Annotated in this window: 14 protein-coding genes, 1 other RNA gene and 1 riboswitch; of the genes, 3 read left to right on the top strand and 12 right to left on the bottom strand. The window is 49.3% G+C overall.

Going from position 1 to position 16,321, the window contains the following annotated elements; genetic code table 11:
- Positions 1–14 precede the first annotated feature (14 nt).
- Entirely contained in the window at positions 15–644 is a 630-nt protein-coding gene (locus tag B0X71_RS11170; protein ID WP_077589481.1) for a nitroreductase family protein, read from the bottom strand.
- A gap of 255 nt (positions 645–899) precedes the next feature.
- Here B0X71_RS11170 and B0X71_RS20995 point away from each other — a divergent pair, with 255 nt between their 5' ends.
- A complete protein-coding gene (locus B0X71_RS20995) occupies positions 900–1,058 on the top strand; it encodes a hypothetical protein (protein ID WP_156889863.1) in 159 nt (52 codons plus the stop codon).
- Between the two features lie 279 nt (positions 1,059–1,337).
- On the opposite strand, the gene B0X71_RS11175 is transcribed toward B0X71_RS20995, so the two are convergent.
- From B0X71_RS11175 to B0X71_RS11190, 4 genes are all read right to left on the bottom strand, one after another.
- Positions 1,338–1,994, bottom strand: coding sequence for a potassium channel family protein (locus B0X71_RS11175; protein ID WP_077589482.1), 657 nt, complete (start codon positions 1,992–1,994; stop codon positions 1,338–1,340).
- A 42-nt stretch (positions 1,995–2,036) separates the two neighbouring features.
- The gene (locus B0X71_RS11180; RefSeq protein WP_198038583.1) at positions 2,037–3,053 is read right to left on the bottom strand and encodes an ion channel; all 1,017 of its coding nucleotides are present in this window, start codon (positions 3,051–3,053) and stop codon (positions 2,037–2,039) included.
- A 79-nt stretch (positions 3,054–3,132) separates the two neighbouring features.
- Positions 3,133–3,274, bottom strand: a riboswitch (cyclic di-AMP (ydaO/yuaA leader).
- Positions 3,275–3,381: 107 nt separating this feature from the next.
- Positions 3,382–4,326 carry a type I pantothenate kinase gene (gene coaA, locus B0X71_RS11185; RefSeq protein WP_077589484.1) on the bottom strand — a complete coding sequence of 315 codons (945 nt, stop codon included), beginning with the start codon at positions 4,324–4,326 and terminating at the stop codon, positions 3,382–3,384.
- 181 nt (positions 4,327–4,507) lie between these two features.
- The gene (locus B0X71_RS11190; protein WP_077589485.1) at positions 4,508–4,789 is read right to left on the bottom strand and encodes a hypothetical protein; all 282 of its coding nucleotides are present in this window, start codon (positions 4,787–4,789) and stop codon (positions 4,508–4,510) included.
- 1,599 nt (positions 4,790–6,388) lie between these two features.
- Between B0X71_RS11190 and B0X71_RS11195 the strand changes: the two genes are divergently transcribed.
- Both B0X71_RS11195 and B0X71_RS11200 read left to right on the top strand, forming a co-directional pair.
- Positions 6,389–7,069: a CPBP family intramembrane glutamic endopeptidase gene (locus B0X71_RS11195; protein WP_077589486.1), complete on the top strand. Its 681-nt coding sequence runs from the start codon at positions 6,389–6,391 to the stop codon at positions 7,067–7,069.
- 66 nt (positions 7,070–7,135) lie between these two features.
- The gene (locus B0X71_RS11200) at positions 7,136–8,155 is read left to right on the top strand and encodes an ion channel (RefSeq protein ID WP_077589487.1); all 1,020 of its coding nucleotides are present in this window, start codon (positions 7,136–7,138) and stop codon (positions 8,153–8,155) included.
- Between the two features lie 53 nt (positions 8,156–8,208).
- Here the strand turns inward: B0X71_RS11200 and B0X71_RS11205 are convergent, their stop codons facing one another.
- From B0X71_RS11205 to B0X71_RS11235, 7 genes are all read right to left on the bottom strand, one after another.
- Positions 8,209–10,116, bottom strand: coding sequence for an ATP-dependent DNA helicase (locus B0X71_RS11205; protein WP_077589488.1), 1,908 nt, complete (start codon positions 10,114–10,116; stop codon positions 8,209–8,211).
- 48 nt (positions 10,117–10,164) lie between these two features.
- Positions 10,165–11,301, bottom strand: a complete 1,137-nt coding sequence (locus B0X71_RS11210; protein ID WP_077589489.1) for a THUMP domain-containing class I SAM-dependent RNA methyltransferase — start codon at positions 11,299–11,301, stop codon at positions 10,165–10,167.
- 222 nt (positions 11,302–11,523) lie between these two features.
- Positions 11,524–11,903, bottom strand: an RNA gene (rnpB, locus tag B0X71_RS11215) — RNase P RNA component class B.
- Between the two features lie 48 nt (positions 11,904–11,951).
- Positions 11,952–12,245, bottom strand: coding sequence for a cell division regulator GpsB (gpsB, locus tag B0X71_RS11220; RefSeq protein ID WP_077589490.1), 294 nt, complete (start codon positions 12,243–12,245; stop codon positions 11,952–11,954).
- A gap of 78 nt (positions 12,246–12,323) precedes the next feature.
- A complete protein-coding gene (locus B0X71_RS11225; RefSeq protein ID WP_077589491.1) occupies positions 12,324–13,562 on the bottom strand; it encodes a ribonuclease H-like domain-containing protein in 1,239 nt (412 codons plus the stop codon).
- Positions 13,552–15,837, bottom strand: coding sequence for a DEAD/DEAH box helicase (locus B0X71_RS11230; protein ID WP_077589492.1), 2,286 nt, complete (start codon positions 15,835–15,837; stop codon positions 13,552–13,554). The genes B0X71_RS11225 and B0X71_RS11230 overlap by 11 nt, the downstream gene beginning before the upstream one ends.
- Complete coding sequence (locus tag B0X71_RS11235; protein ID WP_077589493.1) at positions 15,834–16,199, bottom strand: YppE family protein; 366 nt, start codon at positions 16,197–16,199, stop codon at positions 15,834–15,836. The genes B0X71_RS11230 and B0X71_RS11235 overlap by 4 nt, the downstream gene beginning before the upstream one ends.
- Between the last annotated feature and the right edge of the window lie 122 nt (positions 16,200–16,321).

The raw sequence follows: 16,321 nt of genomic DNA on the forward strand, positions 1-16,321 counted from the left end.
AATTTTAAAAACGGTTAAATGAATGTGGTTGTTTCTTCTAGCGGAAGGCGCGATGTGCCAAAAGCCGGTGCAGCTGCTTGCCCAATGGCAATCAATACAATTGGGAACAGATTTTCCGGAAGCTCGAAACGCGCTGCGAATTGTTCTTTACTGAAACCGCCCATTGTGATGGTATCGTACCCCCGCTCTTTGGCCAGCAGCATGAGCTGCATCGACACGAGACCGGCATCGAACGAAGCGATATTCATCCGGGTCTCTTTTGTCATTGCCGGATAAAATTTATTCGTTCCCGACACGGTGCGTTCTTTTATCGATTCATCCATATGGCCTTCTTCAACATTCTGGGTATAAATTTGCTCGACTTTTTTATAGGCATCAACATCGCCCAAAATAGCGATGACCGCTGATGCATCTTCCACTTGCGCCTGATTATTGGCAATCCCGCGCACTTCTTTTTTGATGTCCTGATCCTGAATCACAAGAAACCGCCACGATTGCAGATTGCTTGAAGACGGAGCAGAAACCGCCATTGTCAGCAGCTCTTCAATCTCCTCTTTCGGAATTTCTACGGATGGATCATACAAACGCACTGATTTTCTTGCTTTCATGATCTCATATAAACGGGAATCTGTCTGAACAGTCATAGATAGGCCTCCTTGGAAAGAAATAACTTCCCGTAATTTACCACTTGCCGAATGAAGCGTCAATTTATGTGCCTGCCGCCTACAGGGGTCCATCCGGACAGACAGCGACATCATCGACTCGACAATCAGTGTGAAGATCCGCTCTTCGTAAGGCAGCAAAACGGGGCTGTCAGAAAAGGTCAAAAGACTCGTTGACATCATCTCCCAATCCGGGGTGGAGAAACCGGACGCTTTCGGGACCACAGGAAGTGGTTCATGCAGCTGACGCAACAGGACGTCGCGTTGCCAGCTGCCAGGACGGACGTCCGAGTCCCCGCCGGGGTCGCCCGTTTCCTGTCCACCCCGGCTCAAAAAGCAGCGGCAGATCAGGAAAACGCGCATCTCATCGTTTCAGTGAACCGGATCAGCAACTAATAAATCAAAAACAGCGGGAAGAGGACTAGAATCCTTTTCCCGCCTTTAGGCATTCTGTATGGTTGTCTCTTTCAACTGGCCTGGCACGGAATGGCGGAAGCCAGCGAACAGCAGCGGCAAAGCAGTTGCCGCTGCTGTTTGCGACGAGCTTGCGCAGCAGAAGCCGTTCCGTTATGGAAGAACATCTGGACAAGATAAGCCTAAGGGATTTTTGGACAACCTCAGAATAGAACTCCCTATACGCGTTCTTCTGGCTTTTCCAATCAGCTCGTCAACTGTTTACAACCCTCGGTCTTCGAACCGTTTCAGATCCTTGCGGTGTCCCATCACGACGAGCATGTCATTCTTTTGCACTTTATCTTCCGGTTTCGGCGCCAGGTTAACTTCTTGTCCCCGCTTGATCGCCAGAATCATGCAATGGTATTTCGCCCGTACATTGAGCTGTGAAAGCGTACGGTTGTCCACTTTCTTTGTCGCCACCAATTCGACAATGCTATAGTCTTCGGAGATTTCGATATAATCGATGATTTTTTCGGAATCCAGGTTCTGCGCAATGCGGATTCCCATGTCATACTCGGGCTGAATCACCCGGTCAGCCCCGATCCGTTCCAAAATTCTTCGATGCTGAGGATCCCGCGCTTTTACCCACACCCGCTCAACACCTATTTCTTTTAATAATAATGTGCAGAGAACACTCGCATGAATATCATCCCCGATTGCTACGACTGCCTGTTCAAAATTCCGGACACCGAGAGACCGAAGTGCATTTTCATCCGTGGCGTTCGCTGTAGCCCCATGCGCTGCGTATTCCCGCATGGCATTGACGCGCTCTTCTTTGTGGTCGATAACCAACAAATCATGGCCCAGCCGACTGAGTTCCAGGCAGACGCTCGTACCGAAGCGGCCAAGCCCGATGACCACACATTGCTTTTTCATTTCAATTCCTCTTTTCTCAAACGGTCTGCTACTGTTGCCTGATCATTTAATGGTCAGGTTTTTATAGGTCTCCTGATCACAGATAATGTAGAGCCGGGCGGAATCCGGTATCCGGTCGTGCAGGCGGCGGAAAATACTGAAATCCGCGCCGTCAGCCACGAGATTCGCCCCTTGTGCTTTTAATGCCTCGAATGCATCCTCGTACGTTTCCCAGGATGCAGCAGGTGAAATTTCCCAAATATTTTCTCCATATCTGTGGCTCAGCAGCTGCATGAAAAGCTGACTTGATCCATGGTGAAGAATCGTTTTTGCCATCAGATGCGGAAATGCTTCATTTGACAGTACGAACTCATCAACACGCGCATGTTCGAACATGCCAATGTGTTTTTCATGTACAATCTCAACAATGGTATAGATCTGGACGTTTTGTTCAACGGCATATTTTTCGATGGCCGAAACGATGAGCAGCGTTTTTCCGTCCGCCAGCACTTCATCTTGATCTGCCGTCGCAAACACCGATACAGAGTTCGCTTTTGTCACACCCGCTTTTTTCAATATGCCATTTTCCGTCGGATTTCCCCGGATATAATGGAATCGGTCATGTGAATAAGGTGAGTTCGGGAGATTATCGATCAGGACCACTTCTTTTTGGGAGCCATGGCTCGACAGGATCTCCTCTGCTGTTTTGAGGGCTTTTTGTGACCAGCCAATAATGACGAAATGATTTTTTCCTTTATAATCAAACTTTCCTTCCATTCTCATCCTCCCGTAAAGCGCATATAAATCGACAACTTTCCCGATAATAACTCCAATGAGTCCGATACCGGACAAATACAGGAACATGGCAAATACCATTCCGGGAACAGTGACAGGCGCGTAATCCCCAAAGCCGATTGTGGTCACGGTCGTCATAACCCACCAAAAGCCGATGAACGGATTATGAAACGTCTGGGGCTCGATTAAATAAATGATAAATGCACTGATCACATAAAAAGCAGCTGTGAACCCGATCAGCTTTACTGTGCTAATCTGGACCGCTTTTTTCATCAGTTCAAACACGGCTTCACCTCCGGCTGGCTGCAAATGAAAAAAGACCATCGCAAATAGAATGGTCTTTTCTGTGCAAGACCCTTCTCTCGTTTGTACTGGTAAACGCTTACGAGGTTAGCTGTCGGATTAGGGACTGAGAGTATCCCTTCTTACATGCTGTAAGATTCACCCCAAGGCAAAATGCCGGTACCGGTTCCCCCGCTCGAAAAACGATTCAGCGATTAAAAGGTTCATACTATATATTCATTAACAACGATTAATCTACTCCTGTTTAAAGACCTTGTCAACCATGAAAAAACTGCTGTTCCCTATAAGAGAAGAGCAGCTTAAACACGCATCAGATTTTTCTGAGCTGGATGTCCGACACTTCATGATCCATCCCTTTTTTGATAATGATATCCGCCCTGTTTTTAGTCGGCCGAATATTGAGTTCAAGATTTTTCTTGTTGATCCGGTTCCACACGTCGGCTGCAAACGCTTCTGACTCTTCCTCTGACATGTTTGCATAACGATTGAAGAATGATTCGGGCTGCCGGAATGCCGTTTCTTTCAGCAAGCGGAAACGTTCTCTGTACCAGCGGGCAATATCCTTTTCATCGGCATCCACGTAAATCGATAAATCAAAGAAATCGGAGACATAGACACTCGGAGACCGTTCCCCTTCATGCTTCGGAATTTGCAGCACATTGATTCCTTCAATGATCACGATATCCGGCGCCTCGATCTCCACAGACTGATCGGGCATAATATCGTAATGCAAATGGGAATACACCGGTGCGGTCACCCGTTCATTGCCGGATTTCAGATCCGTCAGGAACTGCACAAGCGATTTGATGTCATAACTCTCCGGAAACCCTTTTTTCGTCATCAGTCCCCGTTCTTCAAGCACCCGGTTCGGATATAGAAAACCATCGGTCGTCACGAGATCCACTTTCGGCCGGCTCGGTTCATAAGACAGTAGCGCCTGTATAATCCGTGATGTTGTGCTTTTGCCGACTGCCACACTTCCTGCAACTCCGATGATAAAGGGCGTCTTCGGTGTGTCCTGCCGAAAAAACTGATCCGTGACTGCATGCAATTGCTGCGCCGCATCCACGTGCAGCCGCAGCAGCCGGATCAGCGGCAAATATACTTCCGCGACTTCCTGAAGCGAAATGTGTTCATTGATTCCCTGAAGCTCTTCCAATTCGTGCTGGGTCAGTGTCATTGGCGTGTTGAAGCGTAAATCCGCCCATTCTTTTCTTCCAAAAGTTATGTAAGGTGAAAATTTCTCAGCGATCATGGTTCCCTCCCGAATCCTGCAGCGCGCCAAAACCATTCGATGGAATGTGCCGGTGTACTAGCTCTTTTTTCTTAATTATACACATCGGAGAATGACTCTTCCATCTCCATGCTTCAGGCCGATGCATGTCCGGCAAACCTGCAGAAAAAAGCCCGAGGGATAAGTCCATGGAATTCGTCAATCATACCTTGTTTTCCAGCCAGGTCAGCATAGTGGCAGCCGCCGGTGGTTCAAACCATAACATTGCAGCGGCCAGGATGATGAATACAGAGAGCGAGATGAACTTCCGGCCGCTTTTTTCTCTTCTTAAAAAGGCGATCAGGCTGAAGACAGCACCCGCTATGAGCGCAGTACTGCCGGCCAGAACGAGCGGCTCGACATATGCATAGATCACCCAGTCCAACCCGAGCAGCAACAGACCGATGAACGTCAGGCAATATGACAGCCAGCTGAATAATTTCATAAGCATTCTCTCCTTTTGTGTATGCTCCTAATCTATTGGCTGCAGTTCCCCCGTCTTTTTTGTTTTGGCAGTGTAACTTTTTTGTTTCTTCGCACCTATATTAGTTGATCTAAAGAATTTATATTTTTCAAGACCGGCGTCCGGACCGTAAAAGTGCGCTTTCTCCTGCGCAAGCTCGTCGCAGTCAAAACCGTTTGCTCCTGCGCAAGCTCGTCGCAGTCAAAACCGTTTGCTCCTGCGCAAGCTCGTCGCAGTCAAAACCGTTTGCTCCTGCGCAAGCTCGTCGCAGTCAAAACCGTTTGCTCCTGCGCAAGCTCGTCGCAGTCAAAACCGTTTGCTCCTGCGCAAGCTCGTCGCAGTCAAAACCGTTTGCTCCTGCGCAAGCTCGTCGCAGTCAAAACCGTTTGCTCCTGCGCAAGCTCGTCGCAGTCAAAACCGTTTGCTCCTGCGCAAGCTCGTCGCAGTCAAAACCGTTTGCTCCTGCGCAGTCCGGTCGCGCAAGCTCGTCGCAGTCAAAACCGTTTGCTCCTGCGCAAGCTCGTCGCAGTCAAAACCGTTTGCTCCTGCGCAAGCTCGTCGCAGTCAAAACCGTTTGCTCCTGCGCAAGCTCGTCGCAGTCAAAACCGTTTGCCGCGAACGGGATGATGAATGTTTACCTCAACTTATACAGAACCGATAATGAATAAAAAACAAGACCGTTCTTTTGTCGCGCTTTGCCAAAATCTGTATTTGACAAAAAGAAAAATTTTTCGCTCTTTCTTCCAGTACAGCAGTAACTACTCTTCATCTTTTTAAACTTCGTTGGAGTTCCTTTGTTGTCAAAAAGAAATCAAGTGCATTTCTTGGTGAATAATCTCTTTTACAGAGCTTGTTTTAATAGGACACAGACTTGCAGCTGAAAAAAGCTGTTACATATTATACGGTTAAGCCGGCGGATTAGTTTCACTTTCCGTAAAATAAATTCCATAACTTTTCCAGAAGCCGATTATGCTAAACTGATAATAGCGGGGGAATCTGTTTTTATGGCGATATAACTTGAACTAATGACTTCCACTTATCAATATTCCGCCCCATAACCGCGCTTTCGGGCCCTCCTTGGCTCCCATAATTACGGAGCCAAACATCGGCGATTCCTGCGGCGCAAACCCGTTGAAAAGCATAGCTGTTTGACGGAATGATAATAATGAAGGAGCTTTATCTCAACTTATATGGATTCCCGGATTGTATAATGAGAAACTTCAAAACCCCTGAGATTAGAGGATTTGTATTCGTCGTAAATCCGGAAAATATAGCGGGGTATCGTAAAAAAAATCATCCCAAACCTTGAAACTAAGGGCTTTCACTACGAATCTTCGCTGCAAATTCCAGGAATAAAGGTTAGAAGAAAGAGCGGCAGGCGGCGGAAGAGCAGGACAAGCGCGGATTGGACTGGTCTTTTGCGACGAGCTTGCGCAGGAGCACAAGATGTTTAAAAGCACGAGGAGGCTCGGCGGACCACGTTGAGCTTCCGCAATACAGCTCCACTTTCGGACTCGCTGGAAAAACGGTAACAATACTGGTTTACAGCAGAGGAAACACTGGATAAAAGAGGTGGACCCATTGAGAAAAAACGTCAGCTGGATTGCCGGGTCAAGTCTTATTGCCTGTACCTTTATGTATATTGTGGAACAAGGGCTTGACATCAATTATGCGATAAAAACCCTCATAAAAATCATCCTCTTCCTCTCAATACCGGTCTTGTATGCTGTCCGGATTAAGAATAAAAGCATCCGGTGGTTATCCAAGCGCAAGCAGCAACCTACCGATGGCCTCGCGCTCAGCATTGGCCTTGGGATTCTTTCGTTTGCATGCATCCTTCTTACCTATGCTGTTCTGCAGCGCTTCATTGATTTGGAAAGAATTTCTGCTGACCTGCAGACTGATCTTGGCATTACTCCCCGAACATTTATTTTTGTCGCATTATATGTGACCTTCGGCAATTCGCTGCTTGAGGAATATTTCTTCCGGGGTTTTGTTTTTTTAGAAATGTACAAAGAAGGGTATAGAACTAGTGCTTATGTATTTTCATCCGTGTTATTTGGACTGTATCATATCGCGATTTTCCAAAGCTGGTTCCCGCTTCCGCTCATGATTCTGGCTCTTGCCGGACTGATCGGAGTTGCGTTCGTGTTCAATTGGCTGGATGCAAAATCAGGCACTTTCGTAAATTCATGGGTGGTTCATATATTCGCTGATACCGCTATTGTACTGATCGGTTTTCGCATATTTGGAATTCTGTAGACTGATACAGTGGGATAACAAACCCGGAATACCGGAAACGGACGCATTTTCAAGGAAGGTGAGTACATGGAAATCTTCGGTACAATTGCAGGGATTCTGATTCTGCTGCTTGTTACGGTCGATATTTTCTGGACAACATTATGGGTGGATGGCGGAGCCGGCCCTGTCTCCCGCTGGCTTGGAAACTTTTCTTGGAAGGTCCTCAGAAAAGTGAGCCACGACGACCGGCTGATGCTGAGTCTTGGCGGACCGCTGATTCTTGCTCTCACCCTTGTGATATGGATTTTACTCCTGTGGACCGGATGGCTGCTATTTTTTACAGGCGATGCTCAAGCATTTATAGATACACGGGACAATGATCCTATTTCCTGGACAGAGAGGGTATATTACACCGGCTATTTGATCTTCACCCTCGGTGTCGGTGACTACGTACCGAAAGAAGGATTTTGGCAAGTCGCATCCGCAGTCGCTTCCGGGAACGGCATGCTGTTCATCACGCTCGGTGTGACATATGTACTTTCTGTTCTGAGTGCTGTGACTAATCAACGTGCTTATGCATCAAGCATCACCGGGCTTGGAGACTCCGGCAGTGAAATCATTCGAAATGCCTGGAATGGCGAAAATTTTCATGACCTGGATTTGCTGTTGAGTTCCACAGCTTCTGAGCTTAGCACATTGACCGCACAGCACAACGCCTATCCCATTCTGCATTTTTATCACAGCAGAAATCCGAAGCAGTCGGCTTCATTTGCTGTGGCCGTGCTCGACGAGGCCTTAACAATTTTACGGTTTGGCATCTTACGAAGTTATCAGCCGAACAAGCTCCTCGTCCAAGAAGCCCGCTCCAGCATCCAAAACTATTTAGATACGCTGACGCCCAACTTTGTCACTGCTTCCAAACAGGTGCCACCCTGTGCAGATCTTTCAGAACTGAGCGATTCCGGCTTGCCGACCACATCAGCTGACCAGTTCAGTGAACACGTGAAACGATTGGAAGACCGCCGAAAAAAATTGCTCGGCATCATCGAATCGGATGCCCGGCAATGGCCAACCCCTCCGAACCGTTCCGGCAGTGCCAGTGACTGAAAAAAAGGCCCGGCTCTGGAAATCAGAGCCGGGCCTTTCTGCTGTTCGATCATTCAATTATTCACCGGAACCACTGGCAGTACCGGTTCCCATAAATGCCGGATATTCCATTCTTCTTCATTCAGCAACAAATGAATTATGCCTTTGTCCCGGGAAGTCCGGATCAGGCGACCGATTCCCTGCTGAAGGCGAAGTTGCATGAATGGCAGGTCGATCTCTTCAATCGGATTTGCAGCAAACTTCCGTTTGGCGTCAAACACCGGATCCTTGGGCGGATATGGAAGGTCAACAATAACCACTTTCGTCAGCATATCCCCCGGCAGATCCAGTCCTTCCCACAGATGATAGGAACAGAGAATCGAAAACTTTTTCTCCTGAAAGTCCCGGACGACTGCAGAGAGCTCCCGGTCGCCTTCAAATTCGATGCGTTTCTGCAATTCGGGGCTGATCGTTTCCTTGAAAACAGCCATTTCGCTGCGGGAACGGAACAGAATCAATGTCTGCTCATCCGCTGCCAGCAACTGTTCGAGTACGGTCTGCTTCTCTTCCTGCAGCACGGGATGCGACCGGATCTTCATCACGTCCGCATAATCGAACGGCGACGGCACCGAAAAGGCCTGGTAATCGTCTATCCCGAGACTTGCAGCAATGTAATTGAAATTCTTCTGTACAGACAGCGTCGCCGACGAGAAAACAATCGGCAAATGACCGTTGAACAGCTTTTCCTGCAGAATGTCTGTTACGAGTCTTGGCATGATGACGAGCGTTTCCGTCCCGTCTTTCTCCTCAAACCAATTCACCGCATCTCCTTCTTCTGTAAACAGGTTCATAGAAAAAATATACTGTTCAAAATACTCTTCGGCAATCCGAAGGTCATATTCTGGAATCGTATACAGTTCCGATTCGAACACAAGCTCTTCGAGTATAGCCTCGAGCACCGTTACCGTTGTTTTTCCAAGCTGGAGCAATTCCGGGGATTTCCGGATGCTTCTGCGGTCTTCCCCACTGTCTTCCGCCTGCTTCCGAAGAAGACGGAAAAAATCACTGTGGAGATCGACGGCCTGTTCGATCAGCTGAAGCGTCTCTACCCGCACACCATCAGACATTAGGCGGTCTGTCACGTTCACTAACGTATTCTCCTGAACTTCATGCGTCAAGGCCCGCTGTGCAGCGAATTCGAGCAAATGGCCTTCATCGAGCACAATCAGCGATGTTTCCGGCAGGAGCGGTGATTGGCCTTCCCGGACGCGCGCTTCTTTTGTCCATAGATGCTCCATCAGGAAGTCATGCGAACAGATAACAAGGTCGGTCGCTTCCCGGTACGCTTTCCGGTGCAGCGTCTGGCCGCATCGGTTCCGGAGTTCACACGCCGAGCAATTGTATACAGGGTGGTAATTGATCTGCTGCCATTGGTCGTCCGTCAGTTCCGGATAGTCCGAACGATCCCCGTACGGATGGATCGACTGCATGGATCCGTTGCCGAACACGAAATCGGGCAGTGAAACTTCCACGTCTTCCAGAAATTCCTCATTGCTGACTTTCTGGGCTGCCTCCAGCCGCTGAAGACATAAATACTGATCGCGGGACTTTGCAGTACGCACATCCAAATTCAAACCGAACAGTTCATCCAGCCGGTCCAGGTCACCACCTTTTTTGATCAGCTGGTCAATGAGCGTCTCATCCGCACAGGCGATCAATGCCGGTTTTCCGGTATAGCGGGCATAGGCAATGGCCGGCAGCAAATATGCGAGCGTCTTGCCCGTTCCAACGCCCGCTTCCGCAAACAGCACAGACTTTTCTTTCAGTGCCTGCTCCACCTGAAACGCCATGAAAATCTGCTCATCCCGCAGTTCATAGCCTTTTTCAGGCAGCTCATCGTAGAAGATATCGCCGATCCAGTCATTCAGTGACTCAAAAAATGTTTTTTCCTTTGAAAGCGGAAAAGGCATGCTTTGTTTCATCGCTGTCTCCTCACAATGAAACGGAAGGAATGAATTCCTTCCGTTTCGTTACGTATTTTTCGGACGTTCGCCCCAGAACTGATAAAAATCGGTTTTAATGAAACCGTTGAACAGCTTCCGTTTTTTCGTGGCTTTTTGGCCGTAAAGTTCTTCAAAATTCTCTGCAGCAGACAGCATATAAACCGACCAGGTCGGATAAGCAGAAAAGACGCGTCCCATATCAGAGATCATTTCTTCGATCTTTTCAATTTCGCCAATCCGTTCCCCATATGGCGGATTGCCGACAATGACACCCGACTCACCGGTTGCCGTGAAATCCTTCACTTGCCGTTGCTTGAATGTTATCAGTTCGGCAAATCCAGCTTCCATCGCATTCGCTTTAGCCGTTTCGATGAGCCGGTGGTCGATGTCCGTTCCGGTGATATCGAGTGGCTGGTCATAATCAGCCGCTTCTTCCGCTTCAAGCCGGGCATCGTCCCATACCTTCCGTTTCATCCATGGCCAGAACTCACTGTCAAACTCCCGGTTATAGCCCGGTGCAATGTTCTGACCAATCATTGCCGCTTCAATCGCGATCGTTCCTGAACCACAGAATGGATCAACGAACGGCCGATCCGGTGACCAGCGGGTCAATTTAACAAGTGCAGCTGCCAGCGTCTCTTTTAAAGGAGCTTCACCTTGGCCGGTCCGATACCCCCGCTTATGCAGACCTGCGCCGCTTGTATCGATGGATAATTGCACTTTATCTTTCAAGATGGAAACCTCGATTTTAAAACGCGCGCCTGATTCATCCAGAAAGCTGTTGCGGTGATAAGCTTTCTTCAGCCGCTCCACAATCGCTTTTTTAACGATCGCCTGGCAATCCGGCACACTGTAAAGCTTCGATTTAACTGATTTTCCCTGTACCGGGAAATTGGCATCGACCGGCAGGAACTTCTCCCACTCGAGCGCTTTCGTCTGTTCGAACAGCTCATCAAACGTGGTCGCCGTGAATTCACCGGCAATGATTTTCACGCGGTCTGCCGTCCGCAGCCATAGGTTCGCTTTGGCGATCGCCGCTTCGTCACCTTCAAAAAATACTTTCCCGTTCTCGTTCTGTGTCTCGAATCCGAGTGCTTTGACTTCATCCGCTACGATGGATTCAAGGCCCATCGCTGCTGTAGCCAGTAATTTGAATTTCGTCATGCGTGCTCCTTTCTGCCATCCTGGAGATCCGGTTCTGCCTGAGGGCATTGAACCGTTTTATGCATAAATACTGCCTGAGCGGGACATGCCGCTTTGCCGCCTGAACATCCAGAAGACGTTTATCCCGTCTTGGCGCAGTATGTAAGTCTAGCAAATTCATTTCATAAAAGAAAGCCCTCCGTATACGCGGAGAGCTGCATCGTCTCATTAAACCGATTGAAATTCTGTAAGCCATGTTTTGTTCCCGGGTACTCGAACGGCTTGCACCTCGTACCAATGGGCGGTAACCATCTATCTACAGGCTGATGCCTGTCCTTCCCTCCGTTTGGTTCCTTCGGGAAAGTGCCCCTACCATAGTTTGGGTTTCTCACTCGCGGGGTTTACCTCGTTCCACCTGTACAGTTTCCTGTACAGCTCCGTCACTGTGGCACTTTTCAGGGTGTGTCCGCCATATCCTTAGACGTAGGCGTTCCACCCGCCGTCAGCCTTATGGGCTGCCTTGGCTTATCGTTTCGCCAAGCACGATCACTACGGCCATTCCAGGTCCGTGCGAGCATGGACTTTCCTCTCCGGCCTAAAAACCGAAGCGGTTACCCGAATTTCAATTGGTAAGTCCATTATACCTCATTCCACTTATGCAATCAACGGTTTCACTCGTTATTCAGCTTGCTGCCGAACACATGGTTCTCCAAATGGGACAACCGGCGGAGAATATCGAAATTTGTTGTCCCCGGTGTTGGTGCCGTCTGTTTTCGTGGCGTGCTTTCCAGTTCACTTCGCAGCCGTTTGTTGTCATTCTGCAATTTTTCGATTTGCTGGCTGAATGTTTCATAGTCCTGGATAACAAGATCGAGGAATTGATCGACTTCATCCTGGTTATAACCGCGCATACCTGTTTTAAAATCTTTTTCAAGAATCTCTTTTGCTGTAAGTTTTGTGTCCATCTTGATCGTCCTTCCGTTAAGTGAAACCATGCTTTTCCCCAAGTATAGCACACTGGCAAAGAGCCGTGACCAGCGATGTTACAGAAAGTCCTGTTTTTTTCGCTGCTTATTTACGAGCCGCTGTTCCCGCTTCCCGATATCTGTTTTTATGGATTCCCGGATTGCTGTATGATCTCCCGCCTCTTTCGCAAGGCGGGTCATAAGCAATGCCTGGTCAATATTACCTAATTGATGTTCAAGTAATTTTGCCGCATGGATCCACGCTTCAACTTCCAGCGGCCCGCGCAGATTGGGCGCGGCTTCTTTGAACAATTGAAGCGCGGCTTCAAACTCCCCATCCCGCTTCCGCTGAATCCCCAGCAAATAGCGGGCAGGAGCTGCCGCTTCTCCCCGTTCCTGTATTACGTGTTCCAGGAAACTTGCGCTTTTATCGTACTCTTTAAGATCCGCATACCATTTCCCTATATTCGTGTAAGCCCCTTTGGTTTCGCTTTCCAAATCCTCAATCAGCAAATCGGAAGCAGTGATATAGAGGGAGACGAGTGACAGGATATCCAGTTCGTTATGGAACAATACCGCTCCAAGTGATTCCGCCTCTCCGTTCTTAACCGCATCCAGGTAAATCGGCGGAATCAGATGGCCGGGCACATCCCCTGTGCGGACCAGACCAAGCTTCTGTTCTTCCACTGTGCTGAGCTTCAGCCGCTCCAACTCGTTTTTCCAGATCCGCCGGGTGCCGTGCAATAAATCAACCTGGCGCAGCTCCGGCAGTGGCGGAAGCACATGCCGGGACAGTGTCCAGCGCGACAGCAATTGCGGCCAGTCGAAACTCTTTCCGTTATAGGAAAAGATGACGGCATGCTTATCCCGCCACAGCCCGGTCTCATACAGGAAAGCCGCTTCATTTGACGGGTCCGGCAGCACATACTGAATCAGTTCAAACCCTTCGTCTGTGCTCTCCAGGACACCGGCAAGAAAAATGTATGCGCCAGTGCCGCTCAGCCCCGTCGTTTCCGTGTCGAAAAACAGCAGCCGGTCGCCGGTTGACAGGCGGAATGGATGCGCAGCTTCTGACCGTTCCCATTTTCCGAGTACCAAAGCCAGCCTGTTGAGTGAAACACTGCCGTGCCTGTAATCCGCCGGGTACCGGATCGTTTTTTTATAGACATATCCGAAGTCATTTTCGATTACTTCAAGTCCGATCGTGCGCCAAAGTGCTTCATGGACAGGCCGATGGCGCTCGGCAGGCTGTTTCTTCACCGGAGGCTTCGCATTCAGCAGCCCCTTCATTTGACGCAATTTATTTTCAAATGACACGGTTCCTCACCGCCTCTTCCAAGCTGCCCAGCAGTCTGCCGACAGCCTGTTTCGTATCCAGTGGGGCATCCTGCGCTCCGATGCAGGATGGACAACCATCCTGACATGGGCAGTTCTCCACATGTTCTTTCGCTTTAGCGAGCAGCTCCGGCCACAGGCCATAAATGCGTTCAGAAATGCCGATGCCGCCGGGATAGGAATCATGGATGAAGAACGCCGGCAAGTCATCATGCGGCGATTTCACTTGCGGTACCACGTGGATATCCCGCCGATCACACTGCACGAATATCGGGACGAACGAGCCAATCGCATATGCAGCACTGCCCATCGCATCCGACAGTTCAGATTCCGCCCAGCCGTCCGGGCGTGCGAAGCTCAGCCATGTTGAAGAAGTATGAAGTTCTTCAGGCGGCAGTGAAATCGGCCCCGATCCGATGTTGTCATGTGTGTCAAACCGGATTTTTTTGAACAGCGTCGGCATCGCCAACACCGCAACATCCCCGTAATGTACAGCTGTCCGGCCGTGGGTGGTCTGCTTGTCTTCGGCAATCACTTTCAATTCGACAGCGAGGTTGGCATCAGTGAAATAATCGACGTCCACTTCCCGCACATATGCTTTCTTTTCTTCCCAATCGAGGAATTCCACTTGAAATTGGGTGCCTTGATGGAGATAAATCGCTTCCTCATGCAAAAGCGTCATCGCACTGAACCGGTCCATCTCTCCAATCACGCGCGTATCGGCCGGCACGGACTGGTCGATGATGATGACATTTTCCTGGGAAGTGGAACGCAGACTGATGTCATGAGCCGGGAACCGGTCACTCATCCAATGCCAGCGGTCTCCGGAAAGAATGACGACCCCTTCTTCCGCCAAGTATTCAAGCAATGCCTGCACATCAAATTCACCGTATTGTTCATCGGTTGTGAACGGCAGCTCAAATGAGGCGCATTTCAGATGGTCCATGAGAATCAGGATATTTTCCGGATGGATGCGGGCTTCTTCCGGTGACTGTTCAAGCAAATACTCCGGATGCTGGATGATGTACTGATCCAGCGCCGTTGACTGAGCAACATAAATCACAAGCGATTCATCCTGTCTTCTTCCGGCACGGCCGGCCTGCTGCCAGGCACTGGCGATATTTCCGGGATATCCGGTCATGATGCATGCCTGCAGCTGACCGATGTCCACGCCAAGTTCCAATGCATTCGTCGACACAACACATTGAATCGTCCCATCGCGCAATCCCTTTTCGATCAATCGCCGTTCTGAAGGCAAATAACCGCCCCGGTAGCCTTTGATCGATTCATCCTGGATCTTCCGCTTCGTAATTTCCTGCAAATACTTCACGAGCATTTCCACCCGTACCCGGGATTTTGCAAACACGATTGTCTGCACGCCTTCCCGTATAAGTCTCGTTGCCAAGTCACGGACTTCCAGCACTGCACTCCTGCGGACACCGAACGTCGGGTGGATGACAGGCGGGTTGTAAAAGACAATATGTTTTTTGCCTGCCGGTGCCCCGTTCTGGTCAACCAGGACGTGTTTTGAGTCTGTCAGATTCTCAGCGAGCTCTTGTGGGTTCGCGATGGTGGCGGATGTGCAGATGAAAACCGGATCGCTTCCGTAAAATGCACAAATCCGTTTCAGACGGCGGATCACGTGCGCCACATGCGATCCGAAGATTCCTTTATACGTATGCAATTCATCGATAACGATGTACTTCAGATTTTCAAACAGCGAAACCCATTTCGTATGGTGTGGCAAAATACCGGAATGGAGCATGTCCGGATTCGTCAAGACAATCTGTCCCGCTTTCCGCACTTTCGTCCGGATGCCGGGTGCTGTGTCGCCGTCGTACGTATAGCTTAAAATTTCCTTGCCTGTTCCTTCAATTAAAGTATGCAAATCGCTTTTCTGGTCCTGAGCCAACGCTTTTGTCGGGAATAAGTACAGCGCCCGGGCACTGGAATCGTTCAAAATCATGTTCAGTACCGGCAGGTGATAACAAAAAGATTTTCCGGAAGCTGTCGGCGTCACAGCAGTGAACGATTTTCCGTCTGCAGCCAGGTCAAACGCTTCCCGCTGGTGGGTATACAGCTGTCCGATCCCGCGGGATTCCAGTGAAGCTTGCAGATCCGGATGCATGGCGGCCGGGAAGTCAGCGAATCGGGCGGGCTTTTCTTCCAGTGTGCGCCAGTGCCAAATCCGTTCCATCATATCGCGGTCTGTTTTCCATTCCGCCATCAGTTCCGTCAGCGCTTTTTTTGTTCTCATTGTTTTTCACCTGTTTCTTCGATTGCTCGGATCAGCGTCTGAAGGGTATATTCGGCAGCCTGGATGGTTTGGATAAAGCGCTTTTTCCCCGTCTCTTTAAAAAAGCTCTGGACAATGAACTGCCCCATTCCTTCCGCTGCATTGTCAATTTGCATCTTGTGCACGTGTTTCGGCCGGTTAAGCCGGATATATTCCGAGGCTTCTTTCTGCCACTCATCTATTTGCAGATGCCAATGATCGGCATGCGGTTTCACTTCTTTATAAAAATCGGGAGACCTGTCCTGCTCGCGCATCTCAAAAAAGCGGCTGCGGGACCGGTCACATTCCCGGAGTAAAGCAATTGAACGTTCTTTCAATGTCATAACACATTTCCTCCCAGTCCCATTTTATCATATGGTCACAGAACTGCCATAGCTCAAGCAGCGGACCTGCTTTTTGGTGGCACGTCCGCTCTTGTCTCATATATGATAGAATCTATGCCGCA

Origin of the sequence: Planococcus lenghuensis, assembly GCF_001999905.1 — a bacterium.
GTDB lineage: Bacteria > Bacillota > Bacilli > Bacillales_A > Planococcaceae > Indiicoccus > Indiicoccus lenghuensis.